The sequence below is a fragment of the Halobacteriovorax sp. RT-2-3 genome, assembly GCF_047085075.1.
Lineage (GTDB): Bacteria > Bdellovibrionota > Bacteriovoracia > Bacteriovoracales > Bacteriovoracaceae > Halobacteriovorax_A.
Genome location: NZ_JBKIYF010000001.1, coordinates 427,101 through 447,167, shown reverse-complemented (window position 1 = coordinate 447,167; position 20,067 = coordinate 427,101). Strand labels below are relative to the sequence as shown.

General features: G+C 37.0%; 14 protein-coding genes. 8 read left to right on the top strand and 6 right to left on the bottom strand.

Features of this window, described 5'->3' with window-relative positions; all coding sequences use genetic code 11:
* Positions 1-4 precede the first annotated feature (4 nt).
* Positions 5-1,132 carry a hypothetical protein gene (locus ACMAYX_RS02030; RefSeq protein ID WP_103217318.1) on the top strand — a complete coding sequence of 376 codons (1,128 nt, stop codon included), beginning with the start codon at positions 5-7 and terminating at the stop codon, positions 1,130-1,132.
* Positions 1,133-1,161: 29 nt separating this feature from the next.
* Here the strand turns inward: ACMAYX_RS02030 and ACMAYX_RS02025 are convergent, their stop codons facing one another.
* From ACMAYX_RS02025 to ACMAYX_RS02005, 5 genes are all read right to left on the bottom strand, one after another.
* Positions 1,162-2,475 carry a glycerol-3-phosphate dehydrogenase/oxidase gene (locus ACMAYX_RS02025; RefSeq protein WP_103217317.1) on the bottom strand — a complete coding sequence of 438 codons (1,314 nt, stop codon included), beginning with the start codon at positions 2,473-2,475 and terminating at the stop codon, positions 1,162-1,164.
* A 14-nt stretch (positions 2,476-2,489) separates the two neighbouring features.
* Positions 2,490-3,902: a hypothetical protein gene (locus ACMAYX_RS02020; protein ID WP_412471460.1), complete on the bottom strand. Its 1,413-nt coding sequence runs from the start codon at positions 3,900-3,902 to the stop codon at positions 2,490-2,492.
* A gap of 5 nt (positions 3,903-3,907) precedes the next feature.
* Positions 3,908-6,472, bottom strand: coding sequence for a preprotein translocase subunit SecA (secA, locus tag ACMAYX_RS02015; RefSeq protein ID WP_103217315.1), 2,565 nt, complete (start codon positions 6,470-6,472; stop codon positions 3,908-3,910).
* A 15-nt stretch (positions 6,473-6,487) separates the two neighbouring features.
* A complete protein-coding gene (locus ACMAYX_RS02010) occupies positions 6,488-7,612 on the bottom strand; it encodes a M23 family metallopeptidase (protein WP_146037805.1) in 1,125 nt (374 codons plus the stop codon).
* 124 nt (positions 7,613-7,736) lie between these two features.
* Positions 7,737-8,486: a Stp1/IreP family PP2C-type Ser/Thr phosphatase gene (locus ACMAYX_RS02005; protein WP_103217313.1), complete on the bottom strand. Its 750-nt coding sequence runs from the start codon at positions 8,484-8,486 to the stop codon at positions 7,737-7,739.
* Between the two features lie 265 nt (positions 8,487-8,751).
* Between ACMAYX_RS02005 and ACMAYX_RS02000 the strand changes: the two genes are divergently transcribed.
* The 4 genes from ACMAYX_RS02000 to ACMAYX_RS01985 all read left to right on the top strand — a co-directional run bounded on the left by ACMAYX_RS02000 (position 8,752) and on the right by ACMAYX_RS01985 (position 15,384).
* A complete protein-coding gene (locus tag ACMAYX_RS02000) occupies positions 8,752-10,806 on the top strand; it encodes a PrkA family serine protein kinase (RefSeq protein WP_103217572.1) in 2,055 nt (684 codons plus the stop codon).
* 29 nt (positions 10,807-10,835) lie between these two features.
* The gene (locus tag ACMAYX_RS01995; protein ID WP_103217312.1) at positions 10,836-11,957 is read left to right on the top strand and encodes a DUF444 family protein; all 1,122 of its coding nucleotides are present in this window, start codon (positions 10,836-10,838) and stop codon (positions 11,955-11,957) included.
* A 24-nt stretch (positions 11,958-11,981) separates the two neighbouring features.
* Positions 11,982-13,463 carry a SpoVR family protein gene (locus ACMAYX_RS01990; RefSeq protein WP_103217311.1) on the top strand — a complete coding sequence of 494 codons (1,482 nt, stop codon included), beginning with the start codon at positions 11,982-11,984 and terminating at the stop codon, positions 13,461-13,463.
* A gap of 94 nt (positions 13,464-13,557) precedes the next feature.
* On the top strand, positions 13,558-15,384 hold the full coding sequence (locus ACMAYX_RS01985) for a hypothetical protein (protein WP_412471459.1): 1,827 nt from the start codon (positions 13,558-13,560) through the stop codon (positions 15,382-15,384).
* Positions 15,385-15,397: 13 nt separating this feature from the next.
* Here the strand turns inward: ACMAYX_RS01985 and ACMAYX_RS01980 are convergent, their stop codons facing one another.
* Positions 15,398-16,828, bottom strand: coding sequence for a hypothetical protein (locus ACMAYX_RS01980; RefSeq protein ID WP_103217309.1), 1,431 nt, complete (start codon positions 16,826-16,828; stop codon positions 15,398-15,400).
* Positions 16,829-16,908: 80 nt separating this feature from the next.
* Here ACMAYX_RS01980 and ACMAYX_RS01975 point away from each other — a divergent pair, with 80 nt between their 5' ends.
* From ACMAYX_RS01975 to rpsO, 3 genes are all read left to right on the top strand, one after another.
* Positions 16,909-18,609: a hypothetical protein gene (locus tag ACMAYX_RS01975; protein WP_412471458.1), complete on the top strand. Its 1,701-nt coding sequence runs from the start codon at positions 16,909-16,911 to the stop codon at positions 18,607-18,609.
* A 12-nt stretch (positions 18,610-18,621) separates the two neighbouring features.
* Positions 18,622-19,677, top strand: coding sequence for an RNA polymerase factor sigma-32 (locus ACMAYX_RS01970; RefSeq protein ID WP_392991847.1), 1,056 nt, complete (start codon positions 18,622-18,624; stop codon positions 19,675-19,677).
* Between the two features lie 82 nt (positions 19,678-19,759).
* The gene (rpsO, locus tag ACMAYX_RS01965) at positions 19,760-20,038 is read left to right on the top strand and encodes a 30S ribosomal protein S15 (RefSeq protein ID WP_103217306.1); all 279 of its coding nucleotides are present in this window, start codon (positions 19,760-19,762) and stop codon (positions 20,036-20,038) included.
* Positions 20,039-20,067: the final 29 nt, after the last annotated feature.

Below are 20,067 nucleotides of genomic sequence, written 5' to 3'. Positions count from 1 at the left end.
TGATATGACAGGACGTTTATTAAAAATTCTCTCTATTTCACTCATTACTCTGTTGAGTTCGAGTGTTCTCGCTCTCGATATTGATGAGAAGTTAACTTTCAGAATTCTTCAAACATCATCTTCAAAGAAGACGATTCTAATGAATCGAGGATTAGAAGATGGATTAGTCATTGGAGATCACGCTAAGTTCTTTATCACAACTGGTGTCTTTGCAAGGGCCGTCTGTATTAAAGCGACACCGTCTCGCTCTGTTTGGAGTATTTATCGCATTGTTAAGCCTAGTGAAATTCAAAGAGATAAGGTTGCAAATTTAAAAATTTCATCACCTGTTAAATTGACAAGTGATCGCTCTAAATCTCTACAAGCAACTTTTCCTGCAGGAAGACAAATGGGCGAGCCTGTTGATATAAATCGTCAAGCTCCTGAGCAAAGAAGTGCCTATTCACAACCTTCTAAATCAATGTCAGAAAGCTTTGATGAAGAAAGTGAGCTTGATGCAATTAAAACAACTTCTTTTTCTAGTAATCAAACGATGTCAAAGCCGACACCAAGTAAGATTCTAGATAAAAATATGGCCCTAAATGTATCGGCAGGCTTTAATATGCTAAGTGGTACTTATGATAACGTTGGAGTTAGCTCTGATGCTGAGTTAAGTACACTGGGCTTTGCTGGAGAGTTTGAGTTGTTCTTTCCTAAGTCGCAAAGTTTTTTACAAAAGTTTTCTTTAAAGGCCAGTGTTGGTTACTATTCAGGAAGCAATGGAATTTCAGATTCAACGTCTTCTTCAATTGACTTTGGTGGAGCAGTTAACTTCCACATTTTCAACCCTCTTGCGACGAATCGTTTTATCCCATACGTAGAAGTAGGATTTGGTTTATCGATGACTTCTCTTAACGAAATTCCACAAAATGCTGGATCATCGACAACTGAGAGTCTATCAGGTTCAGGTACTTATATGAATGTTGGTGGTGGGATTAAGTATACACTAGATTCAGGATTTGGTTTTTATGCAAAAGGTGACTACTTCAGTAGCTCATCAACTTTTAGCATCGAAACCGGCGGTTCAACAGTTGAGAATACAATTTCTTTAAGTGGATTTAGAGCAATCGCAGGTGCTTATTTACGTTTCTAATTACTTCTCTAACAGACGCAGCTAAGAAATTAGAGGCGTCTGTTAAAGTCTTCTTCACAACGAATAAATTCATACTTTCTCACTTGCGCTTCTTGCTCAGGAGTAAAACCTTTTTGCTTAAATGGGTTGTAGCGCATTTTGAAGCGAAATTCAGCGAGGGTCTTATCTTGAATATAGGCCTTCTTATGTTTGTGTACTATCGATCTTGCAACATCTTGGGCCATCGTTCTAAATGTTGTGTACTTGCCGCCAACTAGAACATGGCAATTCTTTAGTGGTTGAAAGTATTTGTGTACGCGTGCTGTTTTTCCAAGAGTTGCTGTCGAGTCATCTTTAACAAGAGGTCTTATTCCTGCAAATGATGAGAGAATATCATCTTCTTGAATTTTAGCTTTTGGAAAATATTGGTTTAAATTTGCTAATAGGTAAGTGATCTCTTCTGCAGTCGGCTGTAAATCAAAGTACTCTTCTTCTACTTTAGACTCTGTCGTTCCTACAAGTATACGATCAGCTTGCGGAATGACAAAGATTACTCTTCCATCATTTGGTGTTAGTAGAATTGCTGTTTTAATCTTAAGGCGCTCTTTTGAGATCCAAATATGACTTCCACGAGATGGTAGAAGTTGTGGATTCCAATGTATTTGCGCAGACTTTGCTAGAACTTTATCGGTAAAAGGCCCTGTTGCAAAAACGATGTCATTGCAGAAAACTTCCTTAGTCACACCTTCGATCTCATCTTTCAAAATGACACGAATTCTACCATCATTAAGAAATTCATAATCTTCAAGTCCTATATGATTAAGAGCATGACAGCGTGGATTGATTGCAGCGTCTCTTAAAACTTCAATGGTTAGGCGTCCGTCATGTACAACAGCATCGTGGTAGACACCGCTTCCTTTTAGATCCTCTTCTTTAAGATCTGCATTTATTTCAAGCGTTTCAATCTTGTTTTTCATCTCATAAGGAGAATTTTGAAAGCTTGATAGTAAATCATATAAGAATAATCCAATTCTAATCATCCACTTTGGACGAATTGAATCAGAGTATATGGGTAGATAGAATTTTTCTTCAAAGCAAAGGTGCGGTGCAAGTTTTAACCAAAGATTCTTCTCATGTAGTGCTTCCCAGACGAGAGGGAAGTCAAAGTTTTCAAGATAACGAATTCCTCCGTGAAGCATCTTCGAGCTTTTTGAACTTGTTTGAGAGGCAAAGTCCTTCTTATCGATAAGAAGAGTATCAATATCGTGGAGACTTAAATCTCTAAAAACTCCCGCTCCAACGATGCCACCACCAATAATAATAGTGCTATAAAAATCTTTTGTTTCGCTTAAATTGCTAATCATAATTGTCTATTTAGCTATGCTTTGTTCTCTTCTAGAACGACATAGTCCCCATGGGCCATGATAATGATATTATTTGATGTCGAATCACTGCGTTGGTGATTAACTGTAAAATGAATTGAGATAATTGCATTAGCACCCTTTTTAAACGCACTTTCCCTAAACAATTCGCTGAAATATTCAATTAGGTTAATGGATTTAATGTCATTAAACTCATTGCCATCAATAACTTCATTGATTTGCATTGGTCCAAGGCTATGTGTTATCAAATATCCCGGGACGAAGTGAGAAGAGCTTAATAAGACATCTTCTTGCGTAAAATCCCTGTCATTTCTTATAAAGTGCTTCGTCTGATTCTGATTAATTGAGCGTGGCCCTGTTAATCCTCTTTGATCGCTATGGTCATAGTTTGGACTAGCATGAATTTCATGAGCAAGACCTAGTTTTATCACACGACAAAAGCGACGTAATTTTCCTGCTAAGTAAATTGCACTAAACTCACCAATTTGGGCGATGAGAAGTTGTCCACTCTCTAAGCTTGTTCGATAAAGTTCTTCATTGTCACCTAAGAGTCCGTGCTCATTCAAAATAGCAAGAATACTCTCGTCGTATTCTCCAGGAACTATTCCTTGCATAAGAATTGAAAATGGAGGATTGCCTCCAATCGCTACCTTCCCATATGTTGAATTGGCCGCAAAATCTCTAACTTCTCTAAAGTCTTGGGCCGGCCTTATTTCAGGTGCGACTGTTTCAGGAGTCGCCGTAAGAGGTGTTTCAACTTGTTCATAGGACTCAATTTGTGGTGCTACAAACTCTTCTTGTTCAACTTCACTCTCAGCTTCGTATTCTGGTTGGTCTTCTTCAAGAGGTGAGAGCTCGATTTCAGCTTCTTCGTCTGCTTCTTGGTCTTCTTCTTGATCTTCTTCTTGATCTTCTTGAAAAGTCGGAAAGTTTTCAAAGCTTGAATCTTCATCGTCACTTTGCTCTTCTTCAACACTATCTAAGTCATCAGACTCTTCAAAGTCGTCGACCTCGTCGAAGTTGTCAGACTCTTCAAAATTGTCAAAGTTGTCAAAGTTGTCAAAGCTTTGCTCTTCATCACTTTCTTGGCCACTTTCTTCATCTTCAAGCTCTGGCCCGTCAAACGCGTAATCGGCTTCGTCATACGATTCTTCTTCTGAGAAGTTTTCGTAATTTTCGGCTTCATCCTCAAACTCGTTTTCGGAGTCATTTGAATTATTAGAATACTCAAATGGCGCTAACTCGATTTCCGCCTCATCTTCTTGTTCATCTTCCTGTTCATTTGATTGGCCATCATCTGACTCATCGAGATCAGCAAGAAGCTTGTCGAGTTCATCATCACCTTGATGAAGAAACTCTGACAAGTCTTCAATACGTGTTAAATCGTTTTTGTTATCGCCATCTGACATATTAATTATGATCCGTGACAGTGTTTAAATTTCTTTCCAGAACCACATGGACAAGCATCGTTTCTTCCAACTTTAACTTGGCCACGAGAGCGTGGAGCTTGTTGTTGTACAGGCTCATCTAGACCTTCTTCTTCAGCAATTCTTTGTGCTTTTAGAAGTTCTAATTGTCTTTGTAGTGCTTCTTCTTGCTCACGTCTTAGTTCCTCAATTTCTTCTTGAGTGTAAAGACGAACAGTAAACATGTTGCGTACAACACTTGCTTTTACATCAACACGCATTTGTTCAAAAAGGTTAAATGCTTCTCTCTTATATTCTGTAAGAGGGTCTTTTTGTGCGTAGGCCTTAAGATTGATCCCTTCTTTAAGGTGATCCATATTTCTTAAGTGATCCTTCCAGTGTTGATCAAAAGTTGATAGTAGAATTTCTCTAAGAGCTAGAGTTACTTGTCTATCATCGTATCCAGCTAATTTGCTTTCTAGGATTTCCTTAGCTCTTTCTTCAAAGTACTTACTAACATTTCCTTCAAATTTTTCTGAACATTCTACAGCGCTTACTTCATATTCAGTGTTAAAAGTTGCACTAAAGCCAGACTTCATATCTTCCCAAGGAAGGTCTTCTAATGGAACTTTCTTTTGCGGGCGATAATTTTCATATAAGTTATCTGCAACATCTTCTGTCATCTCTTTTACGAATCCAAGGTTGTCTTCATCTGAAAGGATGTCACGACGGATACGGTAGATAACACGACGTTGTTCATTCATAACGTTATCAAAGTCAAGAAGGTGCTTTCTGATTTCAAAGTTATGAGTTTCAACTTTCTTTTGAGCTTTAGCAATCGCATTAGTGATCATCTTGTGCTCAATAGGCTCATCCTCTTCCATCCCAAGAGTGTTCATAACCTTTGCGATACGATCACTTCCGAAAATTCTCATTAAATCATCTTCAAGCGATAGGAAGAATTTTGAACGTCCTGGGTCTCCTTGACGTCCAGAACGACCACGAAGTTGGTTGTCAATTCGACGTGACTCGTGTCTTTCTGTACAAAGGATATATAGACCGCCAAGGGCCTTCACTTCGTCATTAATTTTAATGTCGGTACCACGACCTGCCATATTTGTTGCAATAGTAACGGCACCTTTTTGACCAGCATTTTCAATGATGGCCGCTTCTCTACCGTGTTGCTTAGCATTTAGTACATTGTGTGGAATACCAGCTTTTTCAAGTTCTTGAGAAAGTAGGTTTGAAGAATCAACTGTAATTGTCCCAACTAGAACCGGTTGACCTTTCTCATTTAATTCTCTTAGAAGCTTAATAATTGCTCTATACTTTGCTTGCTTATTCTTATAGATAACATCAGCTTCATCAACACGAGCAATTGGAAGATTTGTAGGAATAACAATTACATCGAGATCATAGATCTTTTTAAATTCTTCCGCTTCCGTATCTGCTGTACCTGTCATACCTGCTAGGTTTGAGTACATTTTGAAGTAGTTTTGGAAAGTGATTGATGCAAGAGTTTGGTTTTCTTGCTTAATCTCTACACCTTCTTTCGCCTCGATCGCTTGGTGAAGTCCATCTGACCAACGAGAACCTGTTTTAAGACGCCCTGTGAATTCATCAACGATAATGACTTCACCATCTTTAATGATGTAATTAGCATCTCTTTTAAATAAGTGGTGAGCACGAAGGGCCTGATTTAAGTGGTGAAGCAGAGCTGAGTTTTCGATATCGTAAAGATTATCAACTTTCATTAGCTCTTGAACTTTCAAAATCCCTTCTTCTGTGAAAACAGCCGACATTGATTTTTCATCAATCGTGAAATGTTTTTCGACAGTAAGCTGTGGAATAACTTTATTTGCAACACCATAAAGTGTTGAGTCACCTTCGCTTGGACCTGAAATTAATAGGGGAGTTCTGGCCTCATCGATTAGAATCGAGTCAACCTCATCCACGATACAGTAGTGAAAATCTCTTTGAACATATTCTTCAAGTGAGAATTTCATATTGTCTCTTAGATAATCGAAAGCAAATTCGTTATTTGTTCCGTATGTAATGTCTGAAGCGTAAGCCGCTTGGCGCTCTTCATCTTCCATGTCTGCAATGATGCAACCAGTAGTTAATCCAAGCCAGTTATAAAGAACACCCATCTCTTTAGCATCACGGCTAGCAAGGTAGTCGTTAACTGTTACAAGGTGAGCACCTTTTCCTTCAAGAGCTTTTAGATAAAGAGGCAGAGTCGCAGTAAGAGTCTTACCTTCCCCTGTTTTCATCTCCGCAATAATCCCTTTAAAAAGAACAATACCACCAATGATCTGAACATCGTATGGACGCATACCAAGAACACGTTTTGCAGCTTCTCTTACTGTCGCAAATGCTTCAGGAAGAAGTTGTTCAAGAGTTGCTCCTTCACTTAGACGTTGCTTAAACTTAGTCGTTTGGGCCTTTAGTTCCTCATCACTAAGCTTTTCCATCTGTGCTTCAAGTGAGTTGATTTCATTAACAATTGGCATGATTTTCTTGATGTCACGATCGTGTTTCGTGCCAAAAAAAGACTTAAGCGGATTAAACATTTAAATTTCTCCTAATTAATCCAGTACATAATAGAGAGGGTCCACCGGCGTTCCATTTACACGAATTTCGTAGTGTAAGTGGGGGCCTGTCGATAAACCGGAGTTTCCAACTTTTGCAATTGGTTGCCCCCGTTTGACCTTTTGGCCTTTTACAACGATGTTTTCTGAATTATGTCCGTAAACTGTAGTTATACCGTATCCATGATCTATTTCAACGTGGTTTCCAAAACCGTAATTTTTCTTTGATACTTTAACGATACCATCCGCTGGCGCTAAGATGATTGTTCCAATTGGTGCACCGACGTCTAGGCCTTCGTGCATCTTTACACGTTTTGAGTAGTGACTCATACGTGGACCGTAGTACGAAGTTATCCAGCCTCGGGCCGGAAGTAGAGTTGGCGTTGATCTTAAAAAAGATTCGCGATCAAGTAAGAATTGATCGAGCTCATTAACACGAATCTCTAAGTCACCTGAAATCTTGCGTAGAATTGAATATCGATAATCAAAAAACGCGAAGTTTTCAGCTAACTTAAAACTTTGTTTAATTAAGCTACTCCATTCCTTTGTGAAGCTATAACCAGAAGTTAGACCAAAATTAGTAGCGATCTTTCTTTCATACAGATCATTGATGTCACTAAATTCCTCAACTGTTTTGAGTTCCTTTAGTTCCGACTTAACTTTGTCCATTAACTCCTGGTCTCTTTGCGGAATGAGAACAGATTGTGGGTTACGAGATGGATTTGATGGTGCCGAATGATTATGGCCGTGATCACCTTCTTGGGCCTCTTGTTCATCAGAGTTCTGCATTACAGGCTTTGTCAGATCAAAATCTTTAAAACCAGAGATGACTCTTAATTTACTTTCGATTTTTTGAATACGTTCAATATCATCGGTTAAAGTATTGAGCTTCATATTAAAGAGCTGGATTTGCTCTTTAAGCTGACGGTTTTCAATACTCAAGTGACGATTTTCGTATACCTGCTTAAGGATCTTTATATAGTCAAAAGTGAGAATTCCAATAACTGCTACAATGATAACTATGAAGAATAATACAGAGTTGAAGATCACGCGCGGTATGCGAAATGACTTAACTCCTTTTTCTTTTTCAGGAATTACCATAATTGTGTAAAAACGACTCAAAATTACTTCCTTGAATTTTCAATAATTTCTGATGTTTATTGTAGGTTTCTTGATAACAGTTTGCAAGACATTAATCTATGACACATTGAGACGAAATATTTCTCTCAAGTAGTGAAAGTTAAGATTAATTAACTACAGCTAAGATTACAGATATATTGTCCTGACCACCGTGTTCGTTGGCCTGTCTAACAAGTGTCTGTGCACAGTCGTGAATGAGCTGATGACTTAGATCGTCGTTCTTTTTGATCATGTCATTAATGATGAAAAGAATATCTTCATCGCTTAGCTTTCCATGAAGTCCGTCAGAGCAGAGTAGAAAAATATCACCTTTACTAGGTTTGTAATCATAAAGGTCGACTTCAATTCCTGATTCAAAACCAACCGTTCGAGACAAGTAATTCTTATTCGGATCATTTGCTGCTTGATCGCGGGTATAAATTCCAAAATTTATTTTTTCTTGAATAACTGAATGATCTTTTGTTAGTTGAAAAATTTGACCTTGAGTAATGACATAAGCACGAGAGTCTCCAACATTTGCAATACTTGCTTTATCTTTTCCAAAAAGAATTCCAACAACAGTTGTTCCCATTCCTTTTAGCGATGGTTCTTCATCCGCATAGTTTTTGATTTTTTCATTTGCAAAGTGAACAGAATCTTTAAGTACTTCTGAGATATCAGTGCTGGCAGCTTTTAGTTCTTTAACTTTCTCTGCAATATATTTAATTGCCATTGTAGAAGCGAGTTCACCTCCAGAGTGTCCACCCATGCCATCTGCTACAATATAGAGTTTACTTGAATTTCCAACGTAAATAGAGTCCTGATTGGTTTCTCTCTTGCGGCCAATATCTGATACGCCGGCACAAATAATTTCCATGTTCACCCTTGTAATCCCTCAACAATTCTTAATCTGTAATTCTTATATTTTCAAATGGATACAGATTTTAGTCAAATGCTTTTGTTTGACTTCAATTTTGCCAAGAATTTGCCTAGTAAATTTAGTGATTACTTGATTGTTTTACGGTGTCAAAAAGTCACTACATATTTTTTTTATACTTACCTTTGATCTTACTTAGTTTTTCACGTTATAATATATTTAGGAATTTAGCTTGCAGAGAATGCAAATCATGGATGGAGAAAATATGACTAAAATGAATATGAAAGACTTTATGAGTGAGAACTACAAAGTTGAAGACTTTGCTCACTTACACTGGACAGGAAGTTTTCAAGAATATGTAGATCTTGTATCTGAAGATCCTCGAATCGCACGCAATTCATTCCAAAGAATTTTTGATATGATCATGACTTTTGGAACGAGCACATACCTAGAATATAAAAAAGAAATTACTAGATATCACTTCTTTGATGATCCAATTGGAAATGGTAAAGATGCCGTTTTTGGGATTGATGTACACTTAATGAAATTAGTAAACTTTTTCAAGGCCGCTGCTCTTGGTTACGGAACTGAAAAAAGGGTATTACTACTTCACGGTCCAGTAGGTTCTGCTAAATCATCAATTGCAAGAAATCTTAAAAAAGGTCTTGAACACTACTCAAGAACAGATGAGGGAGCTCTTTATACTTTCGAATGGTATGACGAAGAAGAATCAGACATTCTTGGTGGTCAAAAAGTTTTTCCATCTCCAATGCATGAAGACCCATTAAAGCTAATTCCACATGAAGTAAGAAAAGAATTCATTGAAGCAATGAATAAGGGTAATAAAGAACAAAAAATTAAAATTCGCGGAGAAGTTTGTCCTGCTGACCGTTATATCTTAAATGAGTACATGATTAAATATGACGGTGACTTCATGAAAGTTATGGAAAATCACATCCGTGTTAAGAGACTTATTCTTTCTGAAAAGGATCGTCTAGGTATTGGTACTTTCCAACCTAAAGATGAGAAAAACCAAGATTCAACTGAACTAACAGGTGATATCAACTATAGAAAAATCGCTCAATACGGATCTGATTCAGATCCTCGCGCCTTTAACTTCGATGGGGAATTCAATATCGCTAACCGTGGTATTATCGAATTCATCGAAATGTTAAAGCTTGATGTTGCTTTCCTTTATGACTTACTAGGAGCGTCTCAGGAACAGTCAATTAAGCCAAAGAAGTTTGCTCAAACAGATATTGACCTTGTCATTCTTGGTCACACAAATGAGCCTGAATTTAGAAAGCTTCAAAATAACGAATTTATGGAAGCTCTACGTGACCGTACTGTAAAAATTGATATTCCTTATATTACTCGTCTTGATAATGAAGTGAGAATTTATCAGCGTGATTTTAATGCTGAAAAAATCCCTCATGTTCACATCGCTCCACATACTTTAGATATGGCAGCAATGTGGGCAGTTTTAACAAGAATGGAAGAGCCAAAGAAAGCAGACCTTACTCTTGTTCAAAAACTTAAGCTTTATAACGGTAAGACTCTTACTGGGTATAATGAAGACAACGTAAAAGAGCTTCGTAAAGAAGCGGTAAGAGAAGGTTTAGAAGGTATTTCTCCTCGTTATATCCAAGATAAAATTTCTAACGCTCTTGTTAAGTATGGACACACTGGTTCACTAAACCCATTTATGGTTTTCAACGAACTTGAGTCTGGACTTAAAAATTCTATGGCAAATAATCCAGAGGCAGTAGATAAGTATCGTGAGATGCTAGCAATCGTTCGCCAAGAGTATACAGACATTGTTAAAAATGATGTTCAAAAAGCTATCTCTCTTGATGAAACTGCAATTGAGACTCTATGTGCAAATTATATTGATAACGTTAAGGCCTACACTCAAAAAGAGAAGGTTCGCAACAAGTACACAGGTAAACTTGAAGAAGCGGATGAGCGTTTCATGAGAAGCATTGAAGAGAAGATCGACATTGCTGAATCTCGCAAGGATGACTTCAGACGTGAGATCATGAACTACATCGGTGCTCTTGCAATCGAAGGTAAACAATTCGATTACAAAATGAATGAAAGGCTACATCGTGCACTTGAGCTTAAGCTTTTTGAAGATCAAAAAGATGCGATTAAACTTACAACAATCATCTCTAATGTTGTTGATAAAGAAACACAAGAGAAGATTGATGTTATCAAGTCTCGTCTAATTAAGAACTATGGTTACTGTGAAATTTCAGCAACTGACGCTCTTAATTACGTCGCTAGTATATTTGCAAAAGGAGACAGTGCTAAGTCTTAGGACTTAGCACCTCCACAACTGGAGAGTTAATGGATCACCCGATTAAAAGAGACCACGCACGTTTTCGAAAAATTATTAAAGGAAAGGTGCGTGATAATCTAAGAAAGTATATTGCTGGCGGTGAGATGCCAATTCCAAAGGGCAATGGGCAATTTAAAGTACCAATGCCTTCAATCAACACTCCTCAATTTCGCTTTGGTGATAAAAGCCAAGGAGGAACAGGACAGGGTGATGGCCAGCCAGGTGATCCAGTCGATGGACAAGGTGAACCGCAAGAAGGTCAAGGGGAGCCAGGTGAAGCTGGTGAGCAGGAAGGTGATAAGGCCCTCGATGTTGAAATGAGCTTAGATGAGCTTGCTTCAATTCTTGGAAATGAGCTAGCACTTCCTAAGATCGAGCCTAAAGGTAAGAAGAATATGCAGTCAACTGTTGATCGCTACACAAGCATCGGTACAGTTGGACCAGATTCACTTAAGCACTACAAGAGATCTTTTAAAGAGGCCCTAAAGCGACAAATCGCAATGGGGACATATGATCCAAAGAATCCTGTCGTCGTTCCAATCAAAAGTGATATGCGCTACCGCGCAAGTGATTCAAAGATAGAATTTGAAAACTCTGCAGTTGTAATCTACATGATGGATGTTTCAGGATCAATGGGGGATGAACAAAAAGAAATTGTTCGCACTGAATCTTTTTGGATCAATCTCTGGCTTAAGTCGCAGTATAAAGATATTGAAATTCGCTATATCATTCATGATGCAACGGCAAAAGAAGTTGATGAAGAAACATTCTTTAGAACTCGTGAAAGTGGTGGGACTCTTATTTCATCGGCACTTAAACTTTGTAAGGATATGATTGCTAGCGATTATAATTCAGATGAGTGGAATATTTATCCTTTCCATTTTTCGGATGGTGATAACTGGTCTGCAGAGGACACTAAGGTTTGTCTTGATATTTTAAAGAATTCAATTATTCCAAACTCAAATGCATTCTTCTACGGACAAGTAGAGTCTCGTTATGGTTCAGGTCAGTTTTATAAGGACCTCGCCAAAGAATTCGGTGAAAAACACGAAGATGTTATTTTGAGTAAAATTAAAAATAAAGAAGCAATCCTAGATTCAATTAAAGACTTTCTAGGAAAAGGTAAGTAAGGCGTGACTCCAGTAATAAGTAGTATGGAAAGAACTAAACCACTAAGTGGAGAACTTGCAAGATTAAGAGATGAGGTTCATAGCTATGCAGTAGAATATGGCCTTGATTTCTATCCTGTTGTTTTTGAAGTTTGTGACTACGATACAGTTTGTATTTTAGCAGCAAATGGAGGTTTTCCTTCTCGCTACCCGCACTGGAGATTCGGGCTCGAGTATGATCGTCTTGCTAAAGGAAACCGTTATGGTTTTCAAAAAATATACGAACTTGTAATCAATACTGACCCTTGCTATGCATATCTTTTAAGCTCTAATCGCTATGTTGATCAGAAACTTGTTATGGCCCACGTTTATGGGCATGCTGACTTCTTTAAGAATAATGCTTGGTTTAGAGGAACAGATCGTCGCATGATGGATGTTATGGCCAATCATGGAACGAAAGTTCGTCGTTATATGGATAAATATGGCCAAGACCGTGTCGAAGAATTTATTGATACAGTCTTATCATTTGAAAACCTACTTGATGTTAATGTGCTTTTCCAAAGTGAAGAGAAACAAAGAACATCTGCTGATGATGAATTTGAGTTTAAGGATGACCGCTCGCAAGTTCTTAAATCATTTATGAATTCTAAAATGGCGCGCTCAGGCCTTGATAGCGATAAGGTGGAAGTTAAGAAAACACCACTTGAGCTTCTTGATGAAGAAATTCGTGGAACACGTGATATTATGAAATTTCTAATTGATCACGCTCCAATTGAAGACTGGCAAGCGGATATCATTGGAATTCTAAGAGAGGAAGCTTATTACTTTCTTCCACAGAGAATGACTAAAATTATGAATGAGGGGTGGGCATCTTACTGGCACTCTAAGATTCTTACTAAGAAGGCCTTAAATAGTTCTGAAATTATCGACTTTGCTGATATTCATTCTGGTGTAATGGCCATGAGTAAGCAAAATATCAATCCATATAAGATCGGCATTGAGCTTATGCGTGACATTGAATACCGTTGGGATACTGGAAAATTTGGAAAAGAGTATCAAGATTGCACAGACCTTCATAAAAAAGAAAATTGGCATATTGAAACAAATATGGGACGTGAGAAAATCTTCGAAGTAAGACGCACTCATAATGATATTACTTTCATTGATGAGTTCTTTACTGAAGAATTCTGTAATCGTATGCAGCTTTTTACGTATAAGTATAACTCGCGTACAGGACGCAATGAAATTGAAACGCGTGACTTCAAAGAAATTAAGTCAAAGCTTCTTAATCAATTAACAAATTTTGGTACACCAATTATTGAAGTGGAATCGGCAAATTATAAGAATCGTGGTGAGCTTCTTCTTCGTCATGTACACCAGGGAGTAGACCTTGACGTTGGGCAGGCCCAGGATACAATGGCCAATATCTACAAGGTTTGGAAGAGACCTGTCTCTATCACTACTATCGTTGAAGATAAGTCCATTGTTTATCTTTTTGATGGGATTGAGTTTAAAGAAGATAACTAACGAGTAATCTATATTGCTTATTGACCTAAAATTACTTTCAAGTAAAATTGAAGTATCTTTAGATATAAGAATTTAAGTCAATTTAGGAATATTCATGCTTTCAAAAAGTACTCTCTTCGTTTTATCGTTAATCTTTTCAATTCAAGCCTTTGCAGCGATAAAGTTAAATTCTGGACGTGGTGATATTTCACTCGTTAGCAAGAATGGCTCACGCCAAATTGACGCAACAAAAATTTCCCAAGAGATAGGACTTTCTCAAGACACTCTTATCATTACTGAAGATAATTCATATGCCCGCCTTGTTAATGATCGCGGTGATACTATTTTTATAGGGCCAAATTCGAAGGTTACTATTGAACTAATTAATGCGACAGAAGGTGACTTTATTTCGCTTCATGCAGGCCTTGTTAGAATCATGGCAAAAAAGCAGCGAAAAGTAAGAGAGGGGCGATTTGATCGCGTCTTTGTGCGCACTAATAGCGCTCTTGTAGGACTTGAAAACTCTGACTCTCTTATCCTCTACAATATCTATAATAACGTAACAGGTGCTCTTACTTTTACAGGTAAGGCCAATATGAAAAGAGTTAATCGTTCTCATAAATTTAGTGCAGGTGAAAGACTTGTTTTTAGAAGAAGCGTTAAAGAGCAAAAGATCAAGTTTAAGTTTCGCACAAATAATGAACTCCAAAACTTTAGCATGGAAATTAATGAAGTCCTCTTTGGGGATAACTTAAAGGACGTCTCAACTGTTGCTAGAGGACAGTATAGTGCTACTTTTCACGATTCTAGACCAGTGTCTATGCCTGTAAAAATCAATCCTCTGCAATTATCAAGATTATACAGTAATAGACTTCTTGATATGACAGTTTATTCTGAAGATACTGATAGTGATGATTTTAATATTGCACCATATCCTTTAGTTTCTAACTTAATGAAGCCTGCAGAACAAGTTAGTTCATACCGCGGGCAGTACTCTGCTAATCAAAGAAGATACGCGCCAAAGGCAGGTGGCCTTATTGATTTAGTTTCTGGAATTTATATTCCACCTGAAAAAGATGCCACTTTTAACGAAGAATACCGAGTATATGAGGCCCGTGAAATTGGCCGCATTAATGGTTCAAATGGAAACTTTATTGCACCTAAAAATCTGACTCTTGATCCAAATCGTGGCTTTGTTGTGGTCAACAATACTCATGAGTCAATTGAGAAGCAAAATCAATTAAATAATCTTTTAAAGTCAAATCTCTTATTGGCCAGTTATAAAAATGTAAGTGGAAAGAAAATGACTACGGCAGAAAGATTTTCTTCAAATATCATTGGCCTTTCACTCGTTAACCAAGGTTATACTTACGGTTATGGTTCTGGTGATTTTGAACTGAGTAAGCGTGGTATTGAGCTAAGTTTAGCGTTGATTGGTAATGGAAGTTTTAGGCCATTTGCAAAATTTAGACTATTAAATGAAAATTTTGAAACCTCTGCTTTTTCAAATAATATCGAACGTTTTTATCAAATGAATTTAGGTCTTGATTATCAATTCGGCCATATTTTCTATCTTAGCGGACAACTGTCAATTGATGAGGAGCCTATCGTACTTAGTGCTAGTTCAAGTATCGTAAGTGCAACTCTAACTAATTTTATCGGGGAGTTTGGTCTAAAAGTAATTAATCTAGATAAAATAGATCTTTTTGCACGCGCCGGTGCTAAGTATAATCTTGCTAATGCTGATGATGGATTTGATGTTGATAGTGGGATTGGTTTCTATTTTGGAGCTAAGGCCGATTACTGGCTAAATCGTGCTAGTTTCATTTTTGCGGAATTTGATTATCTGGCCCATTCATATTCAATTTCTGGTGGTGGAAATGATAGTGATGTTGATATGAGTGGAGCGGTATTAAATATTGGCTATCGCTATTCTTTTTAAGAAAAGATTTTTATCAGTGCCCAAGTTTTGGGTACTGAGCTAGATCAAGCTCGTAAATATCTTTTTGATAAATTAAGACAGGCTCTTCGAATTTCTTATCTGAGACAGGTGCTATCATCGCCTCAAGTCGGTCCTGTATTGTTTTAGATTCCATTTTTTGGTCTTTTCTTATGACTTCAGTTGTAAAGTTATTCCAAAGCTTCGATTGCATGTGTAACCAACAACTGATGATATTCTTATTCAGGCACGATTTATCACTCAATTGTACCCAGTTTTGATCGTTATTTAACAGTTTTAAATATGTACTTAAAATAGCTGCTTCATAAGGAAGTCTTTTGTTGTAACGAATATCAAGATTATTCATCAGATAGACGGCCTCCTTAAATTTACCTTCTTTAATAAGAATATTTATTCTCAATAACTCTTTCTCTCTCGATAAAGAGTCTGATACGGGTATCTTTGATAGGGCAACCCTTGCGTTTCTAAAGTTACCACTAAGCCATGCGGCAGCTAGTAATAACTTGTTATTCACAATTGATTCAGGTTTTAAAATCAAGTTAGAGATATAGTGTGAATAGGCCGTTTTAATGTCACCTTTATGAACTTCCATATGGCCTTTAATCTTGTTTGTATTCGTATTATCTATTGATTGCGCAAGTTTTAAAGCCTGATCATATTTTCCTGCATTATAAAGGTTTACTGCAACTAAAGTTCTAAGCATTGGATCAGCATAGAAATCAACAGGGATTTTTCCATAATGCTTTAACACTCTCTCATGTTCTTTAAAAAAGATTCCATATCTTAGAACTGTCTTAATGATATCTAAGTTATTGCTGGCCATGAGATCTCGTATTTGTGTTGATCTCACATATCCTTTCAAGCGTTTTTCTAAAACCAAGTTAAGCCATGTATTATCTTGATAAGGGTTTTTATTATGTACTCTAATAATGCAATTATTGTATATTTCTTCAACCTTTGAATCCATTTCCTTTGGCATAGAAAGGGCACTAACCATTCTTAGTGTACAGTTTTGATAAAACCATGATGCATTATCTTGAAGAGAGGCAAGCGTATCTCTTGTCTCCTTTGCTCTAGCATCTGAAAAGTATGCTAGAACAAGGAAGCGTTTAATAAGGAGTTCTTTCTTATAACTATTAGTCTTTGCAAGTAACTTTTCTAATACCAATATGGCATCGTTGGAATGGCCGTCTATTAAAAGTGACTTGGCCACGCGTAATTGATCGAGAAAGTCTTTACGATCATCAAGTTGTAGGCCTTCGTTAAAGTAGGCGGCCTCAATCTCATGATAAATATTGTATGGAGGATCAAGTTCTCTTTTTGCTTGTCTGGAAATAATCGAAGAATACGATTGGGCACGAATCATTTCACTTAGTAATGATAAGCTAATGAGTATAAGAATGGCCTTTAGTGAAATTATTTTCATATTTTAATTCTTTTAAATTTCCTATTAAACCTTTCGGGAATAATTCCGATAACTTAAGGGAAACTTTAAATGGATTTTACATGGATGTTTTCGCAAAATTCTTAAATTATATGCGCATTGTTTTTGTGAGCTTATTTGGTCTGCTGTCTCTTTATTCACAAGCTGCCGATAGCCTTGTTTTAAACAAACAAGGGGATATGATTTTTGATAATCTGAGTAAATCAATCGAACAATCTCGCGTTAAAAATTCAAAAGAAAACTTTGATCTCTTAAATGATTATAGAAAATTTTATCTTGAAGATGAGAAACTTGATTATTTTTGTCGTGAAAATAGCGCAAAATTATACTTTAAAAATGGCCTTGAAAGAGACGAGTTTTATCGCACTATCATGGCAACTCTTCAGTATAAGATGATGACGTATTCGATGCATGCAATAGCGACTTATGCCAAGAAACTTCAATTTGATAGCGAGCAATATGATAATTTAGTAAGATCTCTCATCTCAAAGTGTTCGCAAAATATAACTTTAATGGGACATCGTCTTATAAAGTATCATTTCGATAATTACTTCAAAGACGAAGGCGAAATATTCTTGCCAATAGATCAAAGAAAGAAATTATTTACAGATAAACTTAATAAGCTACAAAGTGAAAATGAAATTCTTGTTAATGAACTTTATTATACGACAGGGATTTTTTCACACGCATGCTCTTGGGGAGGTCAAGTTGAGTATCCTAGAGAGCTTTCAAAATTTCTTTCTTCTTCCGCTGTTATGAGTTTTATCATCCGTGAATTAAGTGGCCTAGATACTTATAGCTATGATGATAAATTGTCTGACAAAAAAGGGGCGCTTTGTCGCAATCAAATTTGTCGTCCAAAAGAAATCACAAAAATTCAAAATGGAATCATCCGACCAGTTGGTTCTGCCAATTTAAATTTTGATTTCAAACTAGCGTATTGTGAAAAATTTCGTTTCTCTTCTCCTAAATATTCGACAGAAGTTAGTCCTGAGTTGGTGAGTGCTCTTGATGAGTTTAAAGAAGAGAGGCCGCGCTTAATTGGTCAGTTCTTGGCCCTTGTTACTCGCATACCTGATTTTAATGTATGGACTCATGATTCAAAAACAATTAAGGACTATATTTCATTGTCAAATGATGGCCTATGGGATTTTTGGGCATCAGATTATCTGAAATCAAATTCTAAAAAGCTCTCTTACGAAGAGGCCCTAGTTATGCAAGTTGATAAAGAAGTAAATAACTACTTTGTTTATCATAAAAGCTTTCCTCAGATTAATTTCAATGTTCTGCATGGAGAGTTTGATAAGGCAAGTGACATCAATAATATGTTAGGCCTACATTTTGATATTAATATTCCTCGTACTGATATCAAATGGGTTTATGAGCAATACAAAATCGCTCATGTTGGAAACGATGATAAGTCGATCAAGAAGTTAAAGGAGCGTTTGGCCCTTTATGTCGAAAATGATTACAAGGATATTAAAGATACGCTGATGCAGTTTTCAGTAAATGCTGATTTAACGCAAATAATAACAGATGAGCTTTTTAGACAATTTGATATAATTGATATGATTGAGCTACCAAAGGGTGAAGATAATAGACAACTAAAGATTGGCGTAAATATTAGAATTGCACCATTTGCTCTTGTTGCAATACGAAATAAAAGAATTGTATCTGATCTATCAAGTAGAGATTTAAGTGAAATTAAGTCTTTAGAAACTCTAAATAATATCGATTCTATGGCCTCGGAAGCCAAAAAATGATAAATAGCCTTAATGGCAAAAATTAATAACAATAATAAGAATAACAATCAGTCAGATCCTAATTATGATGTTGAGGTTCTCCCATCAGTTGAGGATTCTGATCTTTTTGATAATGATGTCGAAGTAATCGAGGATGATCTCGAGTATGTTGATATCAGTCCTAAAAAACTTACGATAGATGAAGAAGTTGAGCTCATTCAAGAGACTCTTCCGGCCCTGGCCTCAAATCTTCCTGTTCCTTCAAAACTAGATAATAAATTAAACCAATATCTAAAAGATATCTCACGTTATGAGCTACTTTCTCCTGAACAAGAGAAGCTGCTGGTTAAGCAATTTCGTGAATCAGGTGATATTGATTTGGCAAAGAAACTCGTTGTTTCTAATCTTCGCCTAGTTGTCAAAATCGCTATGGAGTACCGAAGTGCTCACGCCAATGTGATGGATTTGATTCAAGAAGGGAATATTGGCCTTATGAAGGCCGTCTCATTATTTGAACCAGATAAAGGCGCAAAGCTTTCATATTATGCTTCTTGGTGGATTAAATCTTACATTCTAAAATTTATTCTCGATAACTTTAAGTTAGTTAAACTTGGTTCAACAAATGAACAAAAGAAGTTGTTTTATAACCTGATGCGTGAAAAAGAGCGTCTCGAGGCCCAAGGGATTAAGCCTGATCATAAGACTATTGCCCAGAACCTTGATGTTAGTGAAAAGGCCGTGGCCCTGATGGATATGCGCCTGGGTGAAGGCGGCTCCGAAGTTAGTATTGATACTCCAGTTGGAGAGTCGTCTTCGACCATGGGAGACCTACTGCCTGATTCTGGTGATTTTGCCGAAGATATCGAGTTCCAACAATCCTTGAAATTATTACAAGATAATCTGGATCATTTTATCCAAGGCCTAAAGCCTCGTGACCAGGAAATCTTTCGCGAAAGGCTTCTAAATGATGCTCCGCGCTCTCTACAGGCCATCGCAGATGATTATGGGGTTTCTCGTGAGCGAATTCGCCAAATTGAGGCCCGTTTGCTCGAGAATTTAAAGGTTTACATGAGTGAAATAATACGTTAGTATGCTCAAAATTATAGCGCCCCTTTCTTGGCCTGGAAAATAACTTCCTTGCTCGGTTTTGGGTAAGTTTTAGGAGAAAAATATGATTTCAAATGCAGAAACAGCAAGCATCGTAGCAGAATTTGGTAAAGAATTTGGTGCAGGTGAAAAAGACAGTGGTTGTGCAGCGGTTCAAGTTGCAATTCTTACAACAAGAATCAACAACCTTAAGACACACTTTGGTGCACACATTCACGACTATTCTTCAAACCGTGGTCTTCTTAAGATGATTGGACGTCGTCGTCGTCTTCTTAAGTATGTTGCTACAAACAACGAAGAAAACTACAAAGCACTAATTAAGAAACTTGGTCTAAGAAAGTAAGCTTTATATATCAAGGCAAAAGAAAGGAA